Origin of the sequence: Mesorhizobium sp. M4B.F.Ca.ET.017.02.2.1 (assembly GCF_003998955.1) — a bacterium.
GTDB lineage: Bacteria > Pseudomonadota > Alphaproteobacteria > Rhizobiales > Rhizobiaceae > Mesorhizobium > Mesorhizobium abyssinicae.
On sequence record NZ_RZOF01000465.1, the window covers coordinates 1 to 3,936 of the forward strand.

General features: G+C 62.8%; 5 protein-coding genes. All 5 read right to left on the minus strand.

Going from position 1 to position 3,936, the window contains the following annotated elements; all coding sequences use genetic code 11:
• Positions 1-1,026: hypothetical protein (locus EN738_RS31990; RefSeq protein WP_189606090.1), on the minus strand; the 1,026-nt coding region annotated here is incomplete at its 3' end.
• Between the two features lie 316 nt (positions 1,027-1,342).
• Positions 1,343-1,720, minus strand: a complete 378-nt coding sequence (locus EN738_RS32000; protein ID WP_127287072.1) for an SgcJ/EcaC family oxidoreductase — start codon at positions 1,718-1,720, stop codon at positions 1,343-1,345.
• A gap of 216 nt (positions 1,721-1,936) precedes the next feature.
• Positions 1,937-2,614 (minus strand): outer membrane protein, encoded by a 678-nt coding sequence (locus EN738_RS32005; RefSeq protein WP_127287073.1) that lies wholly within the window; start codon positions 2,612-2,614, stop codon positions 1,937-1,939.
• Between the two features lie 74 nt (positions 2,615-2,688).
• Positions 2,689-3,384, minus strand: a complete 696-nt coding sequence (locus EN738_RS32010; protein WP_127287074.1) for an outer membrane protein — start codon at positions 3,382-3,384, stop codon at positions 2,689-2,691.
• 191 nt (positions 3,385-3,575) lie between these two features.
• Positions 3,576-3,936, minus strand: a 361-nt coding sequence (locus tag EN738_RS32015) for a helix-turn-helix transcriptional regulator (protein WP_145966997.1), incomplete at its 5' end; no start/stop codon positions are given.

Genomic DNA, 3,936 nt, shown 5'->3' on the forward strand with positions numbered 1-3,936 from the left:
CTCCTCACGCGGCGCCCACGCCCCACCAATGCCGATTTCCAACGGGATCTTGTCCGGCGTCAGACATTGCGAATGGTTGACATCAGCCGTGCGCGGCGCCATGTCGAACCACTCGCATGGCTCGCCGAGAACGCTGTCCGTGCGACCGATGCTCTTGGGGACGACGTCGCGGCCAAGGAGAATAGACAACATATCTCCTGGCCGACATTTCTGGCACAGGAAGAGATTCTCGAACGCGCCGCCCTTGGCGGCCCTGAAGGACAGTTCCTGCCCTGTCCGAGCGTTGCGGATGCTTAGGTATCTCCGCCCATCCGGATAGGCAGCTTCATCATAGATCCACGGATCATGCCGCCGCATGACCCTGACCGCACCTTTCCATTGCATGCGCATGGCGAAATCCGGCGGCCGCTTGACACCCGTTGCGGCCGGCTGGTCGTCGAAGTGCAGCCATTGGGCGACGTCAAGCAGCTTGGCAGGGAGCGCGACCTCCTCGGCGGACACAGGCCGGCGTTCGAGTTTGACGAGCGTTGACTGACGAAACGGCGAACCGTTCACAAACACCTCGGTGGCAATCTCGATACCATCGGCTGTCACGCAACTCAGCCATTTCAGGCCGGGTTCTGACCTGTCTGGATCACGCCGCTGGATTTCTCGTACAGCGCATCGCTCGCTACCGTGCGTCTGGGTCTGTCCGGTTTCGATTACCCCGCGAATCCTCTCATAGGATGTCGATGTCTCACGACTTATCGAAACAGGCGAATAGCCTGTCTGCGAATCCCCGCGCAAAGTGACTGATATCTGCTTTGCCGGATTTCCATAGGTTGTGGCTTGCATTTCTTCGACACGGACCCAGCCGCCATGATGCGTGACTATCCTCGTATGGGCTGCAGTCGGTCCTACCAATGGCTGGACCGTCATGGTCGCGACATAGTCGGGGACATCAGCGGAGGGCGAATAGGGGAGGTTGTCGTCCGCCCGCGCCATGGAGCTGGCGAGAACAAGACCCACCATGATCGAAAATCTCATCATGACTCTCCCCCCGGGCCACGCCCTTGCAGCCAGCAGGATTTCCAGTAACAGCGGCTATTTTGCGACGGTCAGGCGGCGCGATCGGAGAAGGTGATTTGGGAGGTCGCGCGAGGCACGCCCATCTGCTCTGCCGGGCATCTCCCCCTCTAGGGGGGAGATTATTCGCTCCGCCGCCTTCGCAATTTCGAACGCTGCGAGGGTGCGCGCTGGCGCTGAAACCGCCATCTCCCCCCTTGAGGGGGAGATGGCCGGCAGGCCAGAGGGGGTGCTGTCCCGCCAGCGTTTCAGCAAATCACAGCTTCACATAGCGAGATCAGGCACTCGCCAGCAAGTTCGCATCCCGCGCTAGCCGCCAGCGTCCGTCGCCTTCCTTGCGCAGCAGCGTGAGCGTGTAGCCGGAGCGCCGCACCGGCTCGCCGCCCGGTGGCGGCGCCGTCATGTCGATGCGGTTGCGGATATAGGCCCAGTCGCCGAGCAGCTTGAGTTCGACGATCTCGCTCGAGCCATCGATCTTCTCGCCCATGCCTTTGAAGGCGGCAGCGAAGGCTGCCTTGCCGAACGGTTCCTTGGCGGGAACCATGAAGATGACGTCGTCGGTCATCAGCGAGAGCACGGTCTCCAGATCGCCCTTGCGGCTTGCCGCCATCCAGGTCTCGACCACCTGCCGGATCGCGCTTTCGTCGTCGGTCATTGGGTTGTCTCCCTAATGCATCCGTGAGTAGGTGGTGCACCTGTTGCCAATGGCAATGAGCGCCTGCGGGGGGAGATGGCCGCGAGGCCGGAGGGGGCGCGAAGGATCGCGGCAATATTCCAGCTTGTGTTCGTCGCCCCAGGCTGATGCCGGGCGCTTCAAGTTCGAGCGCTCCCCCGCGGCGGAAACGCCCGGCGCGGGGGGGTGTTCGGCGGATCAGAACTTGTAGCTGAGTCCGACCCGAATATCGTGAGTCTGGAGATCGACGTGCGTTTCGGTGGTAAAGCCATTCACCGCCGAGAGAGCCTTGCTGCCGAAGTCGGAGTAGCGATATTCGACCCGAGCGATCCACCTGTCGGAGAGGGCGTGCTCAACGCCGCCTCCAACCGTCCAGCCAACATGCGTCTCTTCACGATATGGCTGGTCACCGCCGAAGCCGCCGGTGGTCACGAGCACTTGATACCTGGCCGCGGCCACGCCGGCAGTGATGTAGGGCAAGGTCCGGTCGTAGGCGTAACCAGCCCGCAGCCGCGCAGAGCCTGACCATTTGACCTCGCCCTTGACCAAGGCGCCACCGCCGCTGCCGAAGGCCGTCTGTCCATCCACGGCAGTGTACATCAGGTCGGCTTCGGCGCCGAGTACGAAGCGGCTGGCCATTTCACGATTGAGGCCGATATGGATGCCCCCTATGAAGCCGTTCGGATCGATAGGACTGTTGAGATCGCCGCCGCCGCTGGTGACCAGGTGGTCAGAGCTTCCGACTGCGTAACCGACGTCGACGCCGGCATAGGAGCCAGACCAGTCGTAGGCAGCCTGCCCCTCATTGGTGTCCGCCGCTGATGCCAAGCCGGCAGGCGCGAGGATGAAGGCTGTCGCGAGAAGAATCGGTTTCATCGTGTCTGCTGCCTCATAATGTTGCGCCCTCCGTTTCGGAAAGGCCGCAGAGGGGCTCCGTTCGGTTCTGCAGATCAGAACTTGTAGCTGAGGCCGACCCGTAAATTGTGCGTCTTGAGATCGACGTTCGAAACCGTGCCAGGACCAAAAAGCGGCACCGAGAGATCCTTTTTACCGAAGTCGGCGTAGCGATATTCGACGCTGGCGATCCACTTGTCAGTGAAGGCGTGGTCAACGCCAGCTCCAACCGTCCAGCCAAGATGGGTTTCGTCGTGGACTGGTATTGTACCGCCGGGGCCGTTGGTGATCACGCTCACTTCATACTTGGCGGCGGCCACGCCGGCAGTGATGTAGGGCAAGGTCCGATCGAAAGCATAGCCAGCCCGCAGCCGCGCCGAACCCGACCACTTGAGTTCGGTGTTGAGCAGCGCGCCGGCGCCTGCGAAGGTGCTCACCCTATCTACATTGCTGTATGCGAGGTCGGCCTCGGCGCCGAGCACGAAGCGGTTCGCCATTTCCTGGTTGACGCCGATATGGACGCCGCCAACAAAGCCGGTCGGATCGAGGGGCGCGTTGACGTCGGTGCCCCCAAGGCCAGCGCCGGCAATGAAGAGATTGGATTTTCCGGCTGCATAACCGACGTCGACGCCGGCATAGAGGCCGGACCAGTCGTAGGCGGCGGCAACGGGCGAGGTTTCATTGATGTCCGCCGCGCATGCCATGCCGACAGGCGCGAGGATGAAGGCTGCCGCGAGAAGAATGGTTTTCATTGTCAGTCTGATGCCCCAGAAATGCTACGTTCCCCGCCGCCGAAATGCTTCGCGGGGATTCATCTGTTGTCGACGTCCCGGTGTTGCATTGTCGGGCGGCGCGCGTCTTGGGCTGGGCCGCACTGGAATTGTCCTGGAACGCACCCCGTCACTTTCCGAACCAGTGTGGCAGATCAGCCGCAGCCGGCCGGCTACGTCGATTCGGGACCTGCGAGAGGGGCGCCCATGTCCGAAATGAGTTTGACGAGATCGGCCTGGCGCCGCGTGCCGGTCTTGGCAAAGATCCGGTTGAGGTGGGTCTTCAGGGTATTCTCGCCGATGCCGAGCGCAACCGCGCTCCTGGGGGCGGACAAACCGCTGCCGATCCTGAGCAGGACCCGCGCCTCCGCTGGCGTCAGGTCGAACAGCGTGGTGAGAACGGCTTCCGGCAATGGCGAGGCGGACGTCGTCGTCGACACGAAGACGGCGGCACAGGCGGGCCGGAAAGCCGCGCGCGCGGGGCCTTCGGTCAACGGCAACACATAAGCAACGGCGGGCGGGCGGGCCCGCGCC

What these genes read in the sequence shown, in the direction of transcription:
- EN738_RS32000 (WP_127287072.1), bottom strand. Translation starts at nt 1,720, where the DNA reads ATGACCGACGACGAAAGCGCGATCCGGCAGGTGGTCGAGACCTGGATG.
- EN738_RS32005 (WP_127287073.1), bottom strand. Translation starts at nt 2,614, where the DNA reads ATGAAACCGATTCTTCTCGCGACAGCCTTCATCCTCGCGCCTGCCGGC.
- EN738_RS32010 (WP_127287074.1), bottom strand. Translation starts at nt 3,384, where the DNA reads ATGAAAACCATTCTTCTCGCGGCAGCCTTCATCCTCGCGCCTGTCGGC.